Here is a 22,011-nt window from a genome sequence, read left to right as displayed (position 1 = left end):
TTAAGAGAGATTGTGCTGTAAAATAGGAGCGTTAAGAATGGCTTCAGGAGATAAAATTAGTAAAATTTGTCTTTCTTGAGCAATACATCCCTGTAAATAAGGGGTTAACTCTGGTTCAACAGTTCCAATGGGAGACTGTATGACTTCTTTGGGAAAACGAATGACCCCTTTAACGGCTTCTACTGCTAATCCTAGGGCATTGTTTCTTGAGCGAATAATGGCGATAGAATACTGTTGAAGTTCCAACCCTAATGGCTGTAAACCGAGTAACAAAGCTAAGTCAATTACCCAAAAAATACGACTTCTTTGATTCAATAATCCCAACAAACAAGGGGGCATATTTGGCATTATTGTTAAACGACTAGCTGAAGTAATTAATACCTCTTGCGTCATGTTCATGGGTAAGGCAACTTGGGTTTGACTGTTGATTTGCAGTTGAAGATAGGGATCGCCAACTGCTTTTTTTGAGCGCAAGGTTTGAGTTTCAAAACTTGGAAGATTCATATAAACTTTCGGGAGGCTTACGATAATCTTAATTGGCTTTATTGGCTTCAATATTATTAGCCAATTAAACCAGAAAAGAGATAGTAAAGTTAGGATAATTTACTCTATTTCTACTCTCTTTTCTTAGGAAAAAATAATGGAAAATTTGTCCTAGCACATAAATTCAATAGGATTGCTAGATTACTTGTTGCATCAGGGATAGGATTATTTATTCAACAGATTTTACAGCCCTAACTAATTGTTCTTTGGTAAAGGGTTTAGTAATATAAACATCTGCCCCTTGTTTCATGGCCCACATTCGATCTAAATCTTGATTTTTTGAAGTACAAACCACAATCGATAAATTCTTTGTCTCAGGATTTTTCTTCAAACTACGGCACAATTCTAAACCACTCATCCCTGGCATCACTAAGTCAGTTACCACAATATCAGGTTTGTGTTGTTCGACTTTTCCTAGGGCATCTTTGGCATCGTTGGTACTGATGACAGTATAACCACTATCCCGCAAGTAATCACTAATTAACTCCATTTCCGAGATGGTATCTTCTACAACTAAAACTTTAGACATCGGTATATATCCTCAAAATATAAAGGTTGAAAAGCGTGGGCTAAATCAGTTGCTTACTCTTAATATTCCCAAGATTTACCGAAAAACTAACAGGTTGGCTAATTTTCTTTTTTCTCTTTAGTTATTTAAGTCAAATAACGAAAAACCATTTTTAATAAATCAGCTTGAGTAAAGGGCTTTGTCAAGTAGTCTGATGCTCCGGCAACTCTTGCTTTTGCCCGATCAATTAAGCTACGATTTCCTGTAACCATGACAATGGGTGTATTTTTAAATAAAGGATGATTTCTAATTAATTGACAAAGCTTATATCCATCGATTCCAGGCATTCCTACATCTAATAAAATAATATCTGGTTTAAATCTAATAATCTCTAATAATGCTTTCTGAGAATCATTAATTGCTTGAATTGATAGGTTTTGATTCTCAAGAAATCGACTAATTTCTCTCAGAATTGTGGGACTATCATCAACACAAAGCAGTTTAGAGGTTTTTTGAGAATCGGAGAAAGATGGTGGGTTATTAAAAGTTATTTGCTCGGTTATGGAAGTCGGTTTTTCTATAGATTTATTAGGGAGTAAAAATTTAGTTTCGCCAATTTGGGGAAGTTTATCAAAGGGAGATTGAGGTTCCCGTAAAACAACAATTTTATCAATAATTAATTGATGAAGATATTGAGCAATCTTGAGGTCATCTTGATTGGTTAAAACTGCTAGTTGTCTAAAACTAAACCCCCTTAAAAATTTGCTGAGCTTTTGAATTCTTTCAGGAGAAATTTGTTTTTTTCCTTGATTTTGACTGAAAAAATAAGGTCTTTGATCTGGGGAAGTAATCACAGGAGCTAAAGCTGCCCAACCCTTTAATCTTTGCTTACATTCTTCAATCAAATCTTTTAAATCAAGCTTCACAAACGGCGGGATTATTTCAGTATTTTTGATAAATTTATATTGACCTTTTTTCAGTAATAAGAATGAATCAAATACCTCTATGCTCAAAGTTTTTACAAGACTAGCAGCTTGATTAGCCTGAAGATATTTTTCGTTAACTAACCAACTAATTGCTTGATATTCAGGGGGACAATCTTCAAGATTTTTGCTATCATGATCAAAGTTTAATCTGGCTTGATTACGCACTATGCCCGTCAGAGAAGAAACTTGATAACTTAACCGACGTAAATGACGTTCTAAGCGATCAAAAGAGTCTAGGGAATGGTTGGCATAAATGAGTTTTCCTCCTTGCACATAAATACGCCAAGTTACTGAATTATCGGACACAATTAAACATCCACTGGCTTGAACTTGGGCAATTCTTCCTAAAAAATTGATCCCAGAGAAACTTGGAGTTTCTTCTATCTGATTTAGAGAAATCTTGTTCACAATTTCTAGATTCATAATGTTGGTTGATTAATGACAAAAAACGAAAATCTTGATCCTGATAAACCTTGTTTATTACATCTAATCAAATAGAGATTTTTAAACTTAAATCTTTTCAGCAACTTATCAGTCAACTAATGTACTTATTTTTTCTATTCTACTATTTTTTATCAGAAAATAAATCTCGTGTTCTTACTGATATTTCTTGTTTTTTTGGAAAATCTTCTTCCTGTCTTTATATTATGCTTTCAATAAATTTATATTTCTGTGAGTGAATCCCTATAGAATCAGTGATATCAATCACAGGTTTTTGGTATAATAAAATGAACAGTCTAAGTATTTTTTGTCAAAATAACCAGTGAATAATTATGGAATTTTAGAAAAATTGGTTTTGTTAATTACTGTATTTATGCTGATTAATCATGATTTGAGTTGGACATACATAAGTAGTCGGACAAAATTAAAGTTAACTGTATAGCATTCTCATACCCTAATTTAATGGTGTCCGACTGCTTAAGGTAGGATAGGCTGCCTCTAAATTTTTATCCGCCCTTCTGCCCTCTGCCTCCTGCCTCCTTCAATAGCAAGGGTTTTAGGCATTTTAAGCGCACCATATAAATTTTTGTGAAAAGTTAGTAAAATTACGGTAAAATCTTGGCAATGGCTTGATAATATATGCTCATATATGAGTTAAAGCTAGTTAAGCGTTCTTCAGGGAAAATCCCTAGGTTTCTTATGCAATTAGGTCAAATCTTACTTCAGAAAAACTGGATTTCTTCCCATCAACTCGAAGAAACCATCAATCTGCAAACGGCTCACAAAGCCAAATTGGGAGAGTTGCTGATTCAAAAAGGTTTAATTATGAATGATCAGCTAGAAATTGCCCTCAAAGAACAATATTGGCGCAAAAATGGCTTCTGGGTTATTGATTAAGACTCAATTTTATTTTTTAATATTTTTCTCGGCAAAACAAGTGATCCCCTATGACACCATAGGGGATCTTCTAATGCTAACTGGTTTTTCCAGCTAAAGTACGACGTTTCGTCACCATTTCGTAGGCTTCGATTAGATCGCCCTCTTGCCAGTTACTGAACTTATCAATGCCAATACCGCATTCGTATCCAGCATTAACTTCTCGTGCATCTTCTTTCATCCGCTTGAGAGAATCAAGGATACCTTGATAAATCACATTGCCACCACGACGCACTCTGATGAAACGGTTACGCACCACTTTGCCCGATTGTACATAACAACCAGCCACAGCCCCCCGTCCCACAGGGAAGACGGCACGGACTTGGGCTTGTCCTAGGGCAGACTCGACTTCTTCGGGTTCCAGTAACCCTTCCATCGCGCCTTGGATATCATCTAGGAGCTTGTAAATAATATCGTACTCCCGAATATCCACCCCTTCTTGATCTGCCGCTGCCCTTGAACCACTGGCCAAGGTCGTATTAAAGCCAACAATCACCGCGCCACTAGCAGCGGCCAAATCAACATCCGTTTCAGTAATTTCCCCGGCTGAAGCCAAGAGAATGCGGATTTGTACCTCATTTTGTGGCAACTGTTCTAAGGCCCCTAAAATCGCCTCAACAGACCCTTGAACATCGGCTTTGAGGATTAAGTTGAGTTCTTTGAGTTCTCCCTCTTGGGCTTGGGCTGATAGGGTACTGAGGGTGATACGACGGGAAGACATGGCCTGTTGTAATCGCGTCTGACGATGGTTTTCAGCATTTTGTTCCGCGATGACACGGGCTTCTCTTTCGTTGGAATAGACATCAAACTCGTCCCCAGCCTCTGGCACGCTGTTGAGTCCTAAAATCTCCACCGCAAAGGATGGAGAAGCAGCCTCAACTTTGTCACCTCGGTCATCAATCATGGCGCGAATCTTGCCAAACACGGAGCCAGCGACGATCGCATCTCCCACCCTTAAGGTGCCATTTTGCACCAGGAGGGTAGCCACAGGGCCGCGGGTCCGATCTAAATTCGCCTCGATCACTGTTCCTTTTGCAAGGCGATCAGGGTTAGCCACTAATTCTTCTACTTCTGAGACGAGCAGTAGCATTTCCAACAAAGTATCCAGATTTTCTCCTTTGAGCGCACTCACGGGAACCATAATGGTGTCTCCGCCCCATTCTTCAGGAACTAAGGCCAAGTCAGAGAGTTCTTGTTTAATGCGATCGGGGTTTGCTTCTGGCTTATCAACTTTATTGATAGCAACCACAATTGGCACTCCAGCCGCTTTGGCGTGACTGATAGCTTCTCTGGTTTGAGGTTGTACCCCATCATCCGCAGCTACGACGAGAATGGCCATATCGGTGACTCTTGCTCCTCTCGCCCGCATAGCAGTGAAGGCTTCGTGACCAGGGGTGTCTAAAAAGACAATTTGCTCTGGGACACCATTATGCTCAATATCCACGTGGTAGGCCCCGATATGTTGGGTAATGCCTCCGGCTTCTCCTTGAGCCACTTTCGTTTTACGGATAGAATCAAGCAAGGTGGTTTTCCCGTGGTCAACGTGACCCATAATAGTCACCACAGGGGGACGACGTTGGAGATATTCCAAGTCTTTCGTCTCGATCATTTCCGTATTCTTGGTTGCGGCGGATTGTACTTGGGGAACTTCCACCAAAACCCCTAATTCCTCTGCCACCATGGTAGCGGTTTCTTGATCAAGGGTTTGGGTAATATTGACCGCAATACCTTTGGAAAAGAGACTCTTAATAATTTCCGTTTCTGCAATTTGCAACCTTTCAGCCAGTTCTCTCAGGGTTAAGTTGCTATCAAGGATAATTTGCTCAGGTCGTTGGCTAACCTCTTGACGTTCCCGACGGTCAGATTTGGTTCGTTCTCCCCCTGTCTCAGCCGTTTTTAGGGTGGGTTTTTTGGGTTTATAGACTGCAGTAACGGGTTGATTCTGAGACTTCGGTTTCGGCGGACGGGCCATCGATAAACTGACACTCAGAGAGACGGGACTGGTGTCTAATTCGGACTCAAAATCTTCGTCCTCTTGATCGAGGCGTTGGGAACGTCGCTTTCCTTTCGCGGCAGCCCCTTTCGCGGCTTTAGCTTTGGTTTCTTGTTCTTCTTCCTCTTCGTCCCAAGTTTTCCGTTTGGAGATTCGTGGGGGGGCCGGACGTTTTAATTGGGGTTTTGGCTTGAGTTCAGTGTCAATGGTGTCATCATCCACATCCGTTTCTTCTGGAGCTTCGGAAACGGGTTTAATGGAAGGTGCTACTAATTTGAGGGTTTCTTCTTCCTCGGACTTCAGAGATAAGGGCCGCTGTAGTTCCGGTTTGGCTTTGCGAGTAATTGATTTGGTTAGGGGTTTTTTCCCGTCAGAAACAGCAACTTTCTCCCCATTGTCAACTTTTTCCCCTCGATCTTTGGGTTTGGGCAGATTCACCTTCACCGGTTTTTGGGGCAGTTGAACCTTACTCGGCCCCTCAGAAGACGGTTTCGGCTGAAGATCTTTGGCTTTTGGACTGTCTGCTTCTGAAGATTTCACCGGAGGCTTAAGCATTTGCGGTGGTTCTGACAAAGTCGCCTCTGGTTCTGGAGGGACTTCTGTTGGGGGGGTTGGCCGCACTGACTGAGGGGTAGGCTGGGGTTTTTCAGCCACAGCACCAACCTGGGGTTTCACTAGGGCAGGGGGAATTGGCTTTTGGGGGGGAGTAATGGTAGCAGATGGCCGAGGCTTAACAGGAGGTCTAGGCGGAGTCACTAAGGCAGAGGAAGATTCTGTCCGGGAATCTTGGTCATTCTGGGTGGGACGAGAGTTAGGTTGCTTATGATGAATGGCCAATATCTGTTGTTTCCGTTCTCCTAATGAGGACGCTTCCTCTGGTTGATGAGTTCCTTGAGTGGCGACATATTTTTCCGCCATTGCCTTAATCCGTTCTGCTTGAGATTCAGTAATAGTGCTACTGTGGCTCTTAACAGCAATGTTAAGCTGTGAGCAAATTTCCAAGATGTCTTTGTTCTCTAAATTCAATTCTTTCGATAAATCGTAAATTCTAACTTTTTGTGCGTTGTTCATCCACTATCCCCCTGACTAGGTTGTTGCTACATTGATTGTTGAGACTCCCGATGGAAGGCACGGGTAAGCTCTTGGTTTGAGCCGTTCCATTTAACTTTTATCATAATGATTTGGAAAACAAGGTTCTCTCCTATGCTAACGATTAAAAGTCTCCTGGGATCTACTTTTTTTGAGAAAGTTATCTGAGGATTCTAACTTGAGGAAGTCTCTGTTTCTATTTTCTCTAAACGCCCCCACAATTGCTGATAAATACTATCGGGGGGCGAGGCTTTGAGGGCCCGTCCTAAGCGATTTTTTTTGCTGGCAAGCCGCAAACAACTTTCTTGAGGACACAAATAGGCAGATCTTCCCATTCCCTGATCTAATTGTACCTGCCGAGATGGATAGACTCGCACAATTCGCCAAAATGCTTCTTTGGGAGCAACTTTACGGCAACTGATACAACGTCGATAATTGGGCTTCATCAGGGACTATTCGGCTTCACTGAGAGATGAGGTTAAGATTTCTGACATTTCTTCGGGTTGTTCCCACTCATCAGTTAATTCCTCCTCTTCCTCTAGGACGCGCTGTTTTTGTTTTTCGAGTTCAGCTTGATAGGCAACGACATCTTTGATATCAATTTTCCATCCGGTTAAACGGGCGGCTAATCTGACGTTTTGTCCTTCTTTACCAATGGCTAAGCTTAACTGATCTTCTGCTACCAACACAATGGCATGACGCTCATCAGGATTAATTAACACGACTTGATCAACTCTGGCGGGACTGAGGGCATTGGCGATGTAGGTGGCTGGATCGGGTGACCAACGAATGACATCGATTTTTTCTCCCCTGAGTTCATTGACTACGGCTTGAATGCGTGATCCCCTAGCCCCAATACAAGCCCCAACCGGATCAACATCTCTCTCTAGGGTATCAACCGCAATTTTGGTTCTGGGGCCGACATGACGAGAGGGGGGGTTTGCTTCACGAGAAACGGCGACTATCCGCACGATTTCTTCTTCTATTTCGGGGACTTCCACGGTGAACATATCCACCACTAACCCCGCCGCCGCGCGGGAGACAATTAATTGTGGCCCACGATGGGAACCTTCTCGAACTTTTTTGAGTAGGACTTTAAAGGCGGCATTGGCCCGATAGTTGTCGTTGGGTAACTGTTCCCTTTTGGGTAAGGCGGCTTCTACTTCGGGTTGACCAAAGGCACTTTGAACGGCGACGATCACGTCTTGTCGTTCAAATCGCAACACTCTGGCATTGAGAACCGTGCCTTCAAGTTCATTGAATTCCTCTTGAATCAGTTTTCGCTGTTGATCTCTGAGTTTTTGTAGGAGGACTTGTTTGGTTTGAATGGCGGCCATGCGCCCAAAGTCCCTTTGTTCAGGGGTGACATCTAAGACGACTTCATCCCCAAGTTGGGCCTCAGCCGCGACTTCTTGGACTTCTTCTAGGGAAATATGATGATCGGTGTTATCAACGGCTTCGACAATTTTTTTGGTTGATAAAATGCGAAACCCTTCTTCTTCGGTATCTAGTTCGACTTCAAAGTTATCAAAGTAGTCGTCATGGAATTGTTGACGATCTAGGCTTTGGGAACGGCGAAACCTTTCATATCCTTTTAAAAGAGCTTCTCGTAAGGCTTCTTGAACGGCGGGTTTGGGTAAATTGTGCCGTTGGCTAATTTCTTCAATCATACGAGTTAAGCCGGGTAAACTAACGAGAGACATAAATAGACACCTCCTTGGCGATTAAATTGAAGATGACTGGGTTTTAGTCATCGAGTTGGACATGGGCGATTAAGGAACGGGGAATGGCGATCGCTCGCCCTTTTTGGTTGATATAAATGGCTTCTGAGTCTCGCCCCCGGAGTTGACCTCGCCATTCTGTTTGCTCTAAGTAGGGGGCGTTGGTTTTGACAATAACGGCAAATCCTTTAAAGGCAATGAAGTCCCGATCGCTGTTCAGTTGTCGAGAAATTCCTGGACTCGAAATCTCTAGTACATAAGCCCACGGAATGACCTCAGCTTCATCTAGCATGGTTTCTAAGACCCGACTGACTTTTACGCAGTCGTCTAAGCTAGTATCACTGGTTAGGTTGCGAATATCAATCCGTAGAACGGGGGGGCGTTTGTTGGTTTGAAAAACCGCGTCCACCACTTCTAACCCCATTTCTTGGACGATGGGGGTGGCTAAATCGATAATTTGGGGAATCAAAGGATGGGTCATTGCTCAGACAATAAAAAAAGCGGGTTCTGACCCACTTCGTTTTAACTTCGTTAATGTGCCTTAGCCTTTTAGTCTAGCAAATCTTGTCTCAAAAGCGATCGTCTATGGATGAGGTCGAGAATTGTCGGTTTTAGGGAATAGGTAATATGGATATAATCATCAGTAAAGCGGTCAATTTTCAAGAATATTTGTTGATTGATCAGGATACAATCCATCTGGAACATTATCTTAAAACTGCACCCAATCACTGGTTATTTATTGAATATAATAACCCTCAAGATGTGATTTCTTTATCCTCAATTAACTTTAAGTTTGAACTTGAAGATCTCTATGACAAAGTTGATTTTTCAGTTACAGAAGAATAAAAAAGTGATCAGCTATTAACCAATCACTATCAACAATTAGGGATTAACTCTTTACTGAGTTTGTATATCTCCTAAATTAAATAGGAAAGGAATACTACTCTTATTATCCCCGCTCATAACTAACACTTTAGGCATTTGTGCGCCTCCTTGTTTCCACGCTTCAATGGCTTCTTTTTGTAGCACTAATTCCCCTCCTTGCGCTTTCAAGGTTTCTGCTAATAAACGTTGTGCTTCTGCTCTACCTTTGGCTCGGTTAATATCCGCTTGTGCTTCCTGTTCTGCTTCTTGGGCAATATAAACAGCACGTTGCGCCCTCTGTTCAGCAATTTGTTTTTCTTCTACTGCACGAGAAAATTCAGGAGAAAAGTTCAAATCAATAACGCTAGTGTCAAGCACAATAATTCCGTACTTTTCTAACCGAGAATTTAAGGCATTGTCAAAGTCTTCTTTGAGTTCACTCCTTTGGGTAATTGCCTGTTCTACTGTACGCCTTGCTGCGGCAATTTTAAAGGATTCTTGGGTTTGGGGAGCGACAATTTTAGAAACGATATTCTGTAGGGTTCCTTGGGTTCGACGAATATCAACAACTTGCAAGGGATCAAGACGAAAATTAATGGCAAAACTTGCACTAAGATTTTGTAAATCTTTGGTGGAACTTTCGGCCGGAACTTCAAATTTCTGTACAGTAAGATCATACACGTCTACCGTAGAAATAATCGGCGGTTTAAAGTGTATGCCTTCCAATAATACTCCGTCTTGCGCTTTGCCTAAAATGCTTAATACTCCTGCCTGTCCAGGGTTAACCACAATAAATGAGTTAAAACTGATGACAACCAATAAGGCAGCAATGATACCACCGATTAACGGTTGTAAGCTAGGGGGTGATTGACGATTCACAAATATCTCTCCTTAATCCTATCTGGTTTCAATCTTAGCGGTTATTGCGACTCTTCGATGTTACAGAAGACTAACCAGAAATAAGGAGTATTTAGAAATATAGTTTTGGCCTATCCTACCGTTACTATCGTCCATTAGCATAGCAAAAAGTAGTATGGGTTGTCAACCCCATTCTTTCGTTGCTTAATGAGAATTCTTTTGATTAATTTTGCTTGGAGTGAACATTTTTAATGTTTTTTTGGGATGTTTTGTATTGAATGTTACAGTTTTTGTCAAAAATATAAACATAAAAAATACAAATATATTACATTGTGTTAGATGAGTTAAGATTAATTAATTGCGAGAAGATCTTCTGACAGCAGTTTTCCTAGACAAAATGGCTTTAAAATAACATTTTAATTTAAGTGTGGGCAAGGCAAAATAAAGAGATTTTGCGCGAATCAATATAATTTACTGATGCCTTGCCCCTACCTAAAACTAAGGATTAATGGAGGGACGACTAACAAGAGTGGGGAAAATCTGTTTAAACATAAATTGTCGTTCTTTGGGAGATTTAGGGCCAAAGTTCCATAAACTTTCATAGAAGAAAAAAGAAACCCCTGCCAACTTTTGTTTACGGCTTGCAGCGACTTGCTCAGAAATTTTATTCATGGAAACCGGACGACCTTTTAACCCAGAAAGAACCCCAACGCCAAAGGGAATATTAGCTTTTGCTTGCTGCACTTCAGGACTATTAATTTCTCGTTGAAAATCCCTTAAGTTTTCCCGATATACTTGTAATACTAACTCTTCAATCAGTCCTTTTTGCTGCCAAGTCTGCCAGTCTAAAAGAAAACAATTAGCGGAGAAAGTCTGAGGGTTAGGAGAAACCGAAACAATTACTTTAGGATTAGCTGCTTTAATCGCTGTAAATAATTCTCCCATATAATCAGTAATTTTATTAGCTCTCCATTGTGTCCATTCTGTCCAAGCAGCATCATTGACCATACAATTATTACTGCCCATTTTTAAATTTGCTGGCGGTTTAGGAGGCAACTGACCATTATGTTCTTGTTGATAGAGTTTTACGGTGAAATCATCGTAACCAAAATCAAAGGGGATACCAAAATGATCATCAACTTGGATACCATCGATATCATAATTAGTAACCAGTTCTGTAATTAACTGAGTAATAAATCCTTGAACTTCGGGATGAAATGGATTTAACCAGACTCGTTGATGGACATTCCCTTCTAACCAAATTTTGCTACCATCTTGACGGTTGGTTAACCATTGATCATGGCGTTTGGCTAATTCTGAATCAGCAGGAGCCATAAACCCAAATTCAAACCAAGGGATTACAGCCATACCTTTTTTATGACCTTGTTCTATCGTTTCTTGCAGAATATCCCGTCCTTGTAATCCTTCTGTGGGATCTAATTTTTGTCCAATGACAGATTCAGCAACAGTAGAAGGATAAAGTGTGTAACCCCAATTCCAAACCGTGGGATAAAGCGTATTAAAATTTAACTGAGAGAGGGTATTGATGCCTTCAGTTAGACTATTTTTATCAAACAGAACATCACTATCAATATTGGTTAGCCAGACCCCACGAATTTCTGTGGGTTGATTGCGAGCTTGGGCAATATTGGGCCAGGTAAAGGGAATTAAGGTTAAATATAAGCCAAAGAGAATCAGAAAAATAAACCAAGTTTGACGACCCCAGAGACGACTGAAAATAACGAGGGCATCAGCACCCCGATCAAAAAGATTTTGTGCCATGATTAATCATTAAGTATTCAGGTTTTCTATGTTAGAGGATAGCGTAGAATGTTGTCCGATCGCTTGACTGATATGATGAAAGACGATTGTTAAGTTGGAAGGTTGAACTATGGGAGAATTTTTTGACAACGTTTCACGCTACCCCCGTTATCTGATTAGCTTTTCTTTGGGGGTCTTTTGGTCATTTTTTGAATGGATTAGACCCTTATTTAAAAATCCGGTTACTGCGATCGCTATGAGTGGCATTGTAGTCGGGGTCTTTTCTCTGCTTTATTTTACCTTAAAGGCAATGTTGGGATTATCAACAGTTTAGGCAAGACTTGGATAGTGAAAGCCATCGCTATTTGTCGGGGTTTAATACTATTAAACCCTATGCTTTGCTGTTGCAATTGTTCTTGACAACCTTGACTTGACATGATATTCTATAGATAATGGGAAATCCGTGCGCTTGCAGACCCCTGCCGGAAAAAGAAAATCCTGACAATTGAAACAGGGAATTAGGAAAGCTAAAGGGCGATCAGTGTCTGTCGGGGTTTAACCTCTTTTTGGCGAGAAATCCCCGATTGAGGAACGAAAATCGAGGGATTTCTCGCCAAAGCAACAGTTTTGTGACATAATAGATGTGGCCGCCAGGTAAAAAACCTAAATTGAGCCAGAGTTGGGGTGTACCCATCCAAGATGAGAGTGAAAGGTAGTCAATTGACGGAACCGACCGAGCTTGGGAAATACGACAAAAAATTGAACAAATCGACAAGTATCCAGGGACTCTGGAAAACGAAAACGCCTGATTAGTCGTTCTGTCGGGGAACCAACGGTGGGAGATGTTTATCATCATTTGTACCAACGAGTTTTAGATAAGTGGCGAAACCTCGCATGAGCGAGAATAACCAGGAATGCCCTATCGTGAGTTAGGGAGGTTCCCCGCACAAAACGTAGTGGCGTGCGTGGGAGGATGTCACTATCATTCAACCCGATACTTTGATGTTTCTTGGGCTTAATATTATTACCAAGGGGACATCTCGAAAAAATGATTCTCCACCGGAGTTTAACCCATGAGCCAGACAATATCGAAATTGACTTACGAGAGAGATTACCATCAATGGTCAATAGAACAAGCCAAGGCGTTACGAGAGCTTGTGAATACCCATCAGGAATTGAAACATTTAGAGAACGTAGACTGGGACAATATTATTGAGGAGATCGAAGCTTTGGGACGTAGTGAATATAATGCAGTGGTCAGCTTGCTCATCAGACAAATTGAACACCGTTTAAAGATTGACTATGTTCCTTTACCTGAATGCCGTAACAAGTGGAAGTCTGAGGTTGTCGCTTTTAAAAAGAATATGAAGCGTAAAATAGCACCCAGTATGAAACCCAAGCTTCAAAAAGAGTTTTCAGAAATTTATCAAGATGCCGTTGAAATTGTCGAGTCCGAATATGAAATCAGCTTACCTAGCCAATGCCCTTATACTTTAGAGGATCTACTCCCCTAAACTGAATTTATTTATTATTATTCCCGAAGCGGCAATTTATCAGAGAATTGGGTTGAAAACCCCGTCTTTCTACTATTCTTTAATGTAGGGGCATAGCAATACTAAGATTTCGGATAGAATGGAAAGTCTTACTGATGCCATAACCCTACGAAAATAATGAATCAATGAGTCGAACCTATCAAGCGACAGGAATTATATTAAAAGGAATGCCTCTCGGAGAAGCCGATCGTCTGGTGACGATTTTATCTCCTGAATGGGGATTAATTCGGGCGGTGGTTCCTGGGGCGAGAAAGCCAAAATCTCAGTTAAGGGGACGCTGTGAATTATTTATGGTCAATCAGTTACTAATTGCCAAAGGGCGATCGCTGGATAAAGTTACCCAAGCAGACACGATTGAATCCTATCCGGGGTTAAGTAAGGATTTAGGAAAACTGGCCGCAGGTCAATATTTAGCGGAATTAGTGTTAAGTTTAGCCTTAATTGATCAACCCCAAGGAGAATTATATGGACTGTTAAATGAACATCTCCGTCGTTTAGAAAAGATGTCTACCTCGGAAAGTTTACATGGTTATTTAGCCCAAGCAGTCTTTCATTTATTGGCGATCGCAGGGATTGCCCCTCAAGTCCATCGCTGTTGTCTAACCCAAAACACCCTTAATCCCAATTTTAGCGATCCTAATTGGCGAGTCGGGTTTAGTTTTGAGGCAGGAGGAGTGATCGATTTAGCCCTTCGAGACAGCCTAAAAGCCACCTTAAAGATGCCTGTAAACCAAAATAGTCCTTATGTGTTACCAACCCTTAATAATCAAGTCAGAGCAACAGAATTAAGCCTCTTACAACAGTTAAATTATTCTTCATTGCCCCATCCAGGCAAACTGTTTCCCCCAGAAATCCTAAACAGTCTTTTTATTGTTCCCTGGGTAGAAGTGGAACATCTCCTCAGAGACTATGCCCAATATCAGTTAGGGCGATCATTTCGGTCAGCAACTTTAGTGGATAGCGTATCTTCGATGGAGTTTTAAGGTTTAATAAACATTGTGAGATTGCTTACTTAATGAACCCCTAACCATGCCAGTTTCTAATTCTGAAACCACTTCCACCACAGAAAGCCCTATGGATCGCCCCCCCATCCCCAAAAAATCCCCCCGTCAAGGATTTGCCCCTGTATTGGATAATCCTCGATTTTTAACTCTTTGGGTTGGTCAAGTCTTTTCCCAACTTGCGGATAAAATATATTTGGTGTTGATGATTGCCTTAATTGCGGGTAACTTTCAAGGGGAAAATCAACCCATCAGTGGTTGGGTATCAGCCATTATGATTGCCTTTACCATTCCTGCTGTTTTATTTGGTTCTTTGGCCGGGGTTTATGTAGATCGTTGGTCAAAAAAAGGGGTTTTAGTCATTTCTAACCTAATTCGGGCCGCCTTTGTGTTTATTATTCCCCCGTTATTATGGTTATGCCAAGATGATACCGTAGCGATTACGGTGGCTTGGTTGCCTGACTGGTTGCGACGTTGGCAACATCAAACCCAAGATGTGTTTTTCTTGCCCCTGGGTTTCTTAGTTTTATTAGTAATGACTTTTATTGATTCCACGATTACTCAATTTTTTGCCCCTGCTGAACAGGCTACCATTTCCCTTATTGTTAAACGTCGTCATCTACTATCAGCTAATTCTCTATTTACTACAACCATGATGGCCATGACCATTATTGGTTTTGCAATTGGAGAACCTTTGTTAGAATTAGCAGCAAATATGGCTAACACGATTAATCTTTCTTGGGAAGAAGGCAAAGCTTCCGTGGTGGGATTTTCCTATTTAATCGCGGGGTTAATTTTATCTTTCTTGAGAACAGGAGAAAAGCGGGAACATTACGAAAAAGAACGTCCCCATGTTTTTGATGATATTAAAGATGGGATTAGTTATTTAAGCAATAATTATCGGGTACGCAATGCCTTAATTCAGTTGGTCATTCTGTTTTCCATTTTTGCTGCCTTATCGGTTTTAGCTGTCCGTATGGCTGAAACAATTCCGGGAATGAAAGCGGAACAATTTGGCTTTTTACTGGCAACGGGTGGCTTAGGAATGGCCTTTGGGGCGGCAATTTTAGGGAATTGGGGGCAACGTTTTCGGAATCATCAATTAGGATTATGGGGATCAATTGGGATGGCTGTGTCTTTGGTAGGATTATCCTTGGGGACTTCGAGTCTCTGGATAACCTTACTGATGACCACTTTTTTAGGGCTATTTGCGGCGTTTGTCGGGGTTCCCATGCAAACTATCATTCAATCAGAAACTCCCGTCGATATGCGGGGTAAAGTCTTTGGGTTACAAAATAATGCGGTTAATATTGCGTTGTCTTTACCCTTAGCTTTAGCAGGGATTGCCGAAACTTTGGTCGGGTTGCCACCTGTATTATTGGGGTTGGGGGTAATGGCGATCGCAGGTGGGGTATTAACTTGGTTTATTGGGTTAAAAGATTGAACAATTATTCGTTTTGATGATGCTGGTTAAGGTGATTAGGTTAACAGTAAGTTAAGGTCAGTCCTCGTAGTAAAATTGGTAGAAATTCGTTTATCAATTTATCATTGACACAAAAAGCGTGTTATAAAAGTGGCGCAATGGATTAGGGCATTTCCATGCTTCAGGCTAAAGATAAAACCATTACCCAAGTCGCAGTATTACTGTCTCGCTATGGGTTTGAATTAAAACGGATTACCATTCCTGAATTACTTGAGGGCTGGTTAGATTCCTATTCAGTTTACTGGATTCGTTTGGCCATTGTAGAAGCTCTTTATCAAGGTCGTTATAAAGCGATTTCGGTTGAACATATTTTGACCCTTTGGAAACGACTAGGACAACCCACTTATCACTTTACCCAAGATTTTGAACGTTTAATCAATCGTAATCTTGTGTGGGATGACTTAACTCCTGATTCTATGGAGTCTGATGATGTCGCAATTAATCATCAAGAAATAGAGACGGTTACTGAAGAAATTACGACCCAATCTATTACCTTAACCCCTGTTCAAGAATTGCTAAAAAAGTTAGCACCTGATCACCAAATTTCCTCAGAATCTTCTTTATCAACTTCTCAAGAAAAGGTCTTTTTCTTGTCTGAAGCTTCCCCAGATAATTTAGATGATAACCAGGATGAAACTGATTTAACTATTCTCAAAAATGACCCAAGTATTGTTAATAAATCAACTTTATCAGTTCAGGTTAATGGTTATGTTAATGGGCAAATTCATCAATTTGTTCCCCATGGTGATTCTTCAGAGTTTTATGGAAAATTGAGGGCGGTTGTTCACCAAGAATTAGCGGAAAATAATGAAGTTTTTTGATACCTTTATCTCCTATAAACCTGCGGATAGTAAAGGTATGGATTTACAACTTAATCAAAGTTACGGCAATATTTCCGGCAAAACAAACATCGACATCTGTACCTTCTGTTCGCTGTCTTTTGGCATATTCTCCATAATAATAAAAATAATCATCTTCAACACGATAATTAACTGGTAAGGGATGGGTACTGCCTTCACAAAATACAATTTCTGGGTCAGGAGAACCTATTTCTAAATGAGGCAGATTAACATTCCAAAAACTACCAGGTTTCAGGGGAATATTCCAAAGAGTTTCTAACACCTTTTCTGTCCATTTTGTGGCTAATCCCCAATCAATTATTAAGGGTTGTTTAATCCAATGAGAAATGGCAATTCCTGGAACCCCGTGCATTGCTGCTTCTCTGACTGCTGCAACGGTTCCCGAAATATAAACATCAACCCCTAAATTCCCCCCTGCATTAATGCCCGATAAAACCCATTTTGTTTCTGTTTCAATATGTTTTAAAGCAATACGAGTACAGTCTGCAGGTGTGCCATCGACTGCATATTCTGTCGGGGAACGCTTATCTAAATGAATGGGTTTATGAGTGGTGACACGATGACCACAACCGGAATGAGGTTCTTTCGGGGCCACAATAATTCCTTGACCCCCTAAAGCATTGGATAAAGCACGAATTCCAGGGGCATCAATGCCATCATCATTTGTTAAAATAAAGGTCATAATTTTGATGCTCTGCTTAATTCTTTTTATCGTAGGGACGATTCATCAATTGTCCCTACAGTTGTCAAAATTAATCATTAAAATGATCAATAATTGCTTGAGCAAACTCCGAACATTTCAAAGGCGGATCAACGGGAGGTTCCATTAACCGGGCCAAATCATAAGTAACTTGACGGTTGGCGATCGCATTTCCTAGACCTTTTTTAATCAAATCGGCGGCTTCTTGCCATCCCATATATTCTAACATCATCACCCCAGAAAGAATGACCGATCCAGGATTAATTCTATCTAATCCTGCGTGTTTAGGGGCAGTTCCATGGGTTGCTTCAAAAATAGCGCAAGTATCCCCAATATTAGCACCTGGCCCCATTCCTAAACCACCCACAACAGCGGCCGCAGCATCCGATAAATAATCCCCGTTTAAGTTCATAGTTGCAAGAATGGAATATTCATCAGGACGGGTTTGAATTTGTTGGAAAATACTATCAGCAATACGGTCATTGACCATAATTTTATCTTTCCATTTTCCATTACCATGACTATCCCAAATAGCAGCAAGAACAGTCTTGACTTCTTCACAAGCTTCCTGTTTCTTATCTGGGGTTAGAGCATCATAACCAGGTTCAACTTGACGAGCATTATCTTCAATGCTGAGGTCAGCTTTTTTTTCTTTATTACTCAAAATCCAAGATTCTCGTTCCGTCACACAAACATCTCTAAATTCTGAGGTTGCGAGTTCGTATCCCCAATCACGAAAGGCTCCTTCAGTGTATTTCATAATATTGCCTTTATGCACTAAAGTGACCATTTGCTTCGCTTTAGGTAGCTTTAAAGCGTGTTCCATGGCCCGACGCACTAACAATTGCGAGCCAGTTTTACTAATGGGTTTAATGCCAATTCCTGAGTCTAAACGAATTTGTTTCTTTCCATGTTCAGGGGTAGCAGGAATCAGTTCATTGTTCAAATAATTGATCAGTTTTTTCCCAATTTCTGAACCTTCTCGCCATTCAATTCCTAAATAAATATCTTCGGTGTTTTCCCGATAAACAATGACATCTAATTTTTCAGGGAACTTATGGGGAGAAGGAGTCCCAGGATAATAGCGACAGGGACGCACACAAGCATATAAATTAAAAATTTGCCGTAATGCGACGTTTAGGGAGCGAATACCCCCACCAATGGGCGTTGTTAAGGGGCCTTTGATAGCAACACCATACTCTTTGATGGCGGTTAAGGTATCTTCAGGTAAGTATTGATAGGTTCCATAAAGCTCACAAGCTTCATCCCCTGCATAGACCTTAAACCAATTGATTTTTTTGCTGCCTCCATAAGCAGTTGCGATCGCAGCATCGATCACTTTTTCGGTAGCAGGCCAAATATCAACCCCTGTTCCATCGCCACGGATGAAGGGAATAATGGGATCATTAGGAACAATGGGTTTACCGTCTTTAAAGGTGATTGTAGAGCCAGTGGTAGGGGGTGTCAGTTTTTCGTACATAGAATGTATTGATAATTCAGGTGTCGTCTTTTCATTACACCCCCCAATGGGGTCAACTCCCCCATCTCTTAAGGAAATCTATGTAACTTGGTGGCGTGGGTTGTGATTTTTTAAACTTGTATGTTATATTAGAAACTTGTGCGGACGTATAGCTCAGTTGGTTAGAGTACATCGTTGACATCGATGGGGTCACTGGTTCGAGTCCAGTTACGTCCATATTTTTTGAAGGATCTGTATAATATAATTATAGTACATAATCTTACATTTAACTCTTTATGGTCTTGTCTGGTCATAAGTTAATATAACTGCCATTTAATCATACATTTTATTCGCTTTTTACTCCACTATATGATGCTAAAAAAGATACTTATGGGAGTTTTTGACTATATTATTAAAGATAAAAAAATTATCACAAAATCAAGACTAAGTTATGGCTTAGGTTTTATTCTGGGGATAAGAATAGTTTATTGGTTAAAATTTTTTACTCCAAGCACAGTATTTTTGTCAGATATTATTGCTGTTCAAGCTGCTGTTATTTCCATTGCAATACCGATTAGTTTTGATGTTATTTCTAGAATTTCTGAGAGATATAAGTCATCGGCCATTATTAATAAATTTAATCAGCAGTGGCAAGTTCAAATTTTACCTTTGCTACTAATCGTTAATATTGGTTTATCAGTTTGCTTAAAATTTTTTATAACAAATGAGCCAAAATTTTTCTGGGAAATCTTTTTTTTATGGCTTGCTTTTGTTTGCTTTCTGATAGTTTTAGTCGTTTTAGCCTTATTCTTTAACATTGTCAAAAATTATTCGGTTAATACATCATATTTACTTAATCAGATTTATCAGGATATAGATAAAAATCTTAGTATTGATAAATTACTTAAAATCAAAGACAAGAAAAAACTAGAAATAATACAAAATAATTTGATTGAATCTTTTGAAGCAATTGGAGATATTTTGGTTTTTGAAGTTAGTGATAAAAAAGCCAATAAAACGATTAAAAATGGTTTTCTAAAAATTAAAGATTCAATTATTATTCTTTTTCAAATCAAGGAAATAAATACAGAACTTTTTGAACGTTTGCTTGTTTCGTCTGATTTTTATAACTTATCTCAGGAAAATCCTCAAGAAGCTTCATTTAGATTATCATTTAATTCAGATGAAACATTAATAACTTTGACAACAGCAGTAAATCAAATCACAAGAATACATGAGACTGCTATTAATTTCAAGAATGATGAAATTAGTAATTATAGTGTTTATAACATTATTTTTCTTCTTAAAGAAATAAGTTTAAATTCTGGTAATAATTTAGTGGTCAAAAAACTTCTAAATGATTTAACTGATATGGGCAGAATTTCGATTAAAAATCAAAATAGTTCTGCTCATGTTGCCTTTATAAGATGGTACACAAATATAGTATTTAGTGACTATAATCAATTTGATTTGTCATATTTGGATATTTTTGATCAATACTTATGGTCAAGTATTAAATATATAATAGCCCAAGACAAAATACAAATTTTTAACGGTTTAGTTTCTACAGTAACGGAAGGAATAACTATCTCTATCAGTTCACCAGATAAAAATATATATAATTATTTTCAGAGGTATACCCATTACTCAAAAACCTATGATAATGAAATTGCAGATAATCTTTTAAACTTACACTTAAAAAGGCATCATATCTATACACAAGATGAACTAAATAATTGGATTAATCAATTTTATAAGTTAAAGAACATTGTTGATATAGAGCTTAAGCAGATAGCAAACAAGCCTAATATTCAATCTGATGTAGAATCAGTTCAAACTATTATTAGAGATGTGACTGATGAGTTTAAATACAAAAATTTGAAAGTTATTATTTTTTATACAGCAGCTTATTGTCTTTTTAAAGAACAATTTTACTATATTAAATATCTATGGAATTTTAATCAACCTTCCGATGCAGATGCAAGCTTTGTGAATCGTAATATTGTACCATCAGGACTTGGAAACATAATTTATTTTTACTTTAAAAGTAACCTAATTCAACGAAGATATTGGTGGGATGATCATCATGGAAGTGAAATCTATGTCAAAAAATATTTTTTACTATTGTTAATAAAAGAATTTTCTAAGATTGATCCAAATAATTATCAATTAACGATTGATAATTTTAAGCTTGCTGAGCAGTTAGATCATAATAACTTATTTTTGATTAAATGTTATATCGATGAACATATTAAAGTATCTGAAGAAATTAAACAAGATGATAACTTACTTAGAAACTTAGATTTTGACTTAACTAAGGTTTCTAAATCTATCGAACAAGGTGTTATTCCTTTTTTACAAGCGTTGAAAATTAAAGCAGAAGAAAAAATCATTATCCTGAAAAGAAAGCAGAAAATTAGCACAAAAAAAGTTCAAGATTTTAAAGATGGATTTCTTAAAAGTTTTTCTGAGTTATCTCATGCGAGAGAAATATTTGAAAATTTTGGTTTATATGAAGAAAAAGTTAATAACAATAAAGTGGAAAAAGACTACGGATATATTACAAGTCTAGATAAAACTTTCCTGCTTGAAAACTGGTCTAATTTTTCAACTTCTGGTGAAAACATGGGTGAAAGTTTCGCCAGAGAATTAGCAATCAGTGAAAACAAGAAAATTATTCAAGACATTTCAGAATCTTGTGAAATAGTAGATAAAAATTCATTAGAAAATATCCTCGATAACCTTAAGGAGATCATACAAGATATATTTATAATTGCTTCTTTTGAAGTTATGGAGAATTGGCGTAATCTTCAAAAATTCAAAGATAAATGTTATCCCGATATTAAACGACTTAACTTAAAAAGTTTTAAAGGATATTATCTCTATAAACAATCTCAAATACCTGTCTTATTTATAGACTCTCAAATCACTGAGAACAATATATTAATTTTAAATAAATCCCGATTGGGAAATTTAATACAATACTTGTATGATAATGAAAATACGGAAAAACCTCAACAGTTTAATATAGATATAAAAGCCTTTTCAGAAGACGCTGAATTACTAACTAATTTTCTAGATAACCCTTCTGAATTGTTATTAGAAAAAGGAGGTAGAAAGCAACAGCAAGAATATTTAGAAGAACAGGTTTCGATCAAAATCATTGAAAACTTTAAATTTAGAAAGCATCCTGAATTTCAAGGATATATTATACCCTTAGAAAATTAGTGAAAATCCTAAAATACTATAATAAAA

Annotated in this window: 19 protein-coding genes and 1 tRNA gene; 9 read left to right on the top strand and 11 right to left on the bottom strand. The window is 39.0% G+C overall.

Features of this window, described 5'->3' with window-relative positions; translation table 11 throughout:
* The 3 genes from VB715_RS16875 to VB715_RS16865 all read right to left on the bottom strand — a co-directional run bounded on the left by VB715_RS16875 (position 1) and on the right by VB715_RS16865 (position 2,460).
* The gene (locus tag VB715_RS16875) at positions 1 to 504 is read right to left on the bottom strand and encodes a chemotaxis protein CheW (protein WP_323302382.1); all 504 of its coding nucleotides are present in this window, start codon (positions 502 to 504) and stop codon (positions 1 to 3) included.
* 208 nt (positions 505 to 712) lie between these two features.
* Positions 713 to 1,072, bottom strand: a complete 360-nt coding sequence (locus VB715_RS16870; protein ID WP_323302381.1) for a response regulator — start codon at positions 1,070 to 1,072, stop codon at positions 713 to 715.
* A 125-nt stretch (positions 1,073 to 1,197) separates the two neighbouring features.
* Positions 1,198 to 2,460, bottom strand: a complete 1,263-nt coding sequence (locus VB715_RS16865; protein WP_323302380.1) for a response regulator — start codon at positions 2,458 to 2,460, stop codon at positions 1,198 to 1,200.
* Positions 2,461 to 3,177: 717 nt separating this feature from the next.
* Here VB715_RS16865 and VB715_RS16860 point away from each other — a divergent pair.
* Positions 3,178 to 3,375 (top strand): hypothetical protein, encoded by a 198-nt coding sequence (locus tag VB715_RS16860; protein ID WP_323302379.1) that lies wholly within the window; start codon positions 3,178 to 3,180, stop codon positions 3,373 to 3,375.
* A gap of 76 nt (positions 3,376 to 3,451) precedes the next feature.
* On the opposite strand, the gene infB is transcribed toward VB715_RS16860, so the two are convergent.
* From infB to rimP, 4 genes are all read right to left on the bottom strand, one after another.
* Positions 3,452 to 6,478, bottom strand: a complete 3,027-nt coding sequence (gene infB / locus VB715_RS16855) for a translation initiation factor IF-2 (RefSeq protein ID WP_323302378.1) — start codon at positions 6,476 to 6,478, stop codon at positions 3,452 to 3,454.
* A gap of 191 nt (positions 6,479 to 6,669) precedes the next feature.
* Entirely contained in the window at positions 6,670 to 6,942 is a 273-nt protein-coding gene (locus tag VB715_RS16850; RefSeq protein WP_323302377.1) for a YlxR family protein, read from the bottom strand.
* Between the two features lie 6 nt (positions 6,943 to 6,948).
* A complete protein-coding gene (gene nusA / locus VB715_RS16845; RefSeq protein WP_323302376.1) occupies positions 6,949 to 8,199 on the bottom strand; it encodes a transcription termination factor NusA in 1,251 nt (416 codons plus the stop codon).
* Between the two features lie 43 nt (positions 8,200 to 8,242).
* Complete coding sequence (gene rimP / locus VB715_RS16840; protein ID WP_323302375.1) at positions 8,243 to 8,698, bottom strand: ribosome maturation factor RimP; 456 nt, start codon at positions 8,696 to 8,698, stop codon at positions 8,243 to 8,245.
* A 146-nt stretch (positions 8,699 to 8,844) separates the two neighbouring features.
* On the opposite strand from rimP, the gene VB715_RS16835 reads away from it, so the two are divergent.
* On the top strand, positions 8,845 to 9,063 hold the full coding sequence (locus VB715_RS16835; RefSeq protein WP_323302374.1) for a Uma2 family endonuclease: 219 nt from the start codon (positions 8,845 to 8,847) through the stop codon (positions 9,061 to 9,063).
* A gap of 51 nt (positions 9,064 to 9,114) precedes the next feature.
* Here VB715_RS16835 and VB715_RS16830 read toward each other — a convergent pair whose 3' ends face one another.
* Together VB715_RS16830 and VB715_RS16825 are read right to left on the bottom strand one after the other, a co-directional pair.
* Positions 9,115 to 9,960, bottom strand: a complete 846-nt coding sequence (locus tag VB715_RS16830) for a prohibitin family protein (protein ID WP_323302373.1) — start codon at positions 9,958 to 9,960, stop codon at positions 9,115 to 9,117.
* 477 nt (positions 9,961 to 10,437) lie between these two features.
* Complete coding sequence (locus tag VB715_RS16825; protein WP_323302372.1) at positions 10,438 to 11,721, bottom strand: glycoside hydrolase family 10 protein; 1,284 nt, start codon at positions 11,719 to 11,721, stop codon at positions 10,438 to 10,440.
* A gap of 109 nt (positions 11,722 to 11,830) precedes the next feature.
* Here VB715_RS16825 and VB715_RS16820 point away from each other — a divergent pair, with 109 nt between their 5' ends.
* From VB715_RS16820 to VB715_RS16800, 5 genes are all read left to right on the top strand, one after another.
* Positions 11,831 to 12,034, top strand: a complete 204-nt coding sequence (locus tag VB715_RS16820) for a DUF751 family protein (RefSeq protein ID WP_323292864.1) — start codon at positions 11,831 to 11,833, stop codon at positions 12,032 to 12,034.
* Between the two features lie 739 nt (positions 12,035 to 12,773).
* The gene (locus tag VB715_RS16815) at positions 12,774 to 13,214 is read left to right on the top strand and encodes a DUF29 domain-containing protein (RefSeq protein WP_323292863.1); all 441 of its coding nucleotides are present in this window, start codon (positions 12,774 to 12,776) and stop codon (positions 13,212 to 13,214) included.
* A gap of 164 nt (positions 13,215 to 13,378) precedes the next feature.
* Entirely contained in the window at positions 13,379 to 14,236 is an 858-nt protein-coding gene (recO, locus tag VB715_RS16810; RefSeq protein WP_323302371.1) for a DNA repair protein RecO, read from the top strand.
* 46 nt (positions 14,237 to 14,282) lie between these two features.
* Positions 14,283 to 15,698 carry an MFS transporter gene (locus VB715_RS16805; protein ID WP_323302370.1) on the top strand — a complete coding sequence of 472 codons (1,416 nt, stop codon included), beginning with the start codon at positions 14,283 to 14,285 and terminating at the stop codon, positions 15,696 to 15,698.
* Positions 15,699 to 15,853: 155 nt separating this feature from the next.
* Positions 15,854 to 16,558, top strand: a complete 705-nt coding sequence (locus tag VB715_RS16800) for a hypothetical protein (RefSeq protein ID WP_323302369.1) — start codon at positions 15,854 to 15,856, stop codon at positions 16,556 to 16,558.
* A gap of 43 nt (positions 16,559 to 16,601) precedes the next feature.
* Here the strand turns inward: VB715_RS16800 and surE are convergent, their stop codons facing one another.
* Positions 16,602 to 17,279 carry a 5'/3'-nucleotidase SurE gene (surE, locus tag VB715_RS16795; RefSeq protein WP_323302368.1) on the bottom strand — a complete coding sequence of 226 codons (678 nt, stop codon included), beginning with the start codon at positions 17,277 to 17,279 and terminating at the stop codon, positions 16,602 to 16,604.
* Between the two features lie 70 nt (positions 17,280 to 17,349).
* On the bottom strand, positions 17,350 to 18,777 hold the full coding sequence (locus tag VB715_RS16790) for an NADP-dependent isocitrate dehydrogenase (protein WP_323302367.1): 1,428 nt from the start codon (positions 18,775 to 18,777) through the stop codon (positions 17,350 to 17,352).
* A 142-nt stretch (positions 18,778 to 18,919) separates the two neighbouring features.
* On the opposite strand from VB715_RS16790, the gene VB715_RS16785 reads away from it, so the two are divergent.
* Both VB715_RS16785 and VB715_RS16780 read left to right on the top strand, forming a co-directional pair.
* Positions 18,920 to 18,993: transfer RNA gene (locus VB715_RS16785), tRNA-Val, on the top strand.
* A gap of 153 nt (positions 18,994 to 19,146) precedes the next feature.
* A complete protein-coding gene (locus tag VB715_RS16780; RefSeq protein WP_323302366.1) occupies positions 19,147 to 21,984 on the top strand; it encodes a hypothetical protein in 2,838 nt (945 codons plus the stop codon).
* Positions 21,985 to 22,011 lie beyond the last annotated feature (27 nt).

This window comes from Crocosphaera sp. UHCC 0190, from assembly GCF_034932065.1.
Classification (GTDB): domain Bacteria; phylum Cyanobacteriota; class Cyanobacteriia; order Cyanobacteriales; family Microcystaceae; genus UHCC-0190.
This window is presented reverse-complemented; position numbering and strand designations above follow the sequence as displayed.